Annotated in this window: 1 pseudogene; it reads right to left on the reverse strand. The window is 57.2% G+C overall.

Features of this window, described 5'->3' with window-relative positions:
- Positions 1–84, reverse strand: a pseudogene (locus GWC77_RS30505) (IS6 family transposase); the annotation flags it as partial.
- Between the last annotated feature and the right edge of the window lie 159 nt (positions 85–243).

The raw sequence follows: 243 nt of genomic DNA on the forward strand, positions 1-243 counted from the left end.
CATGATCTCAATGCCGGCCAGGATGATGCGCGCGCACCGGAAATCCTTGAATCCCATTATCGGTTTGATGAGGCTTTGTTCAGCAGCCACTTGCGGGGCGGCAGGGTGTCGGGTAAAAAGAGTGCGGTGATCTATCGGACGGGTGAGCTTTCATGCCTTACAAGGCGAGACTGAAGACGGGTGAGGCGCGCAAACGAGCCAAGCCGCGCTATGCGGTCACGAACGCGCATGAGTACAACGAGA

The organism is Paraburkholderia sp. NMBU_R16, from assembly GCF_013282575.1.
GTDB lineage: Bacteria > Pseudomonadota > Gammaproteobacteria > Burkholderiales > Burkholderiaceae > Trinickia.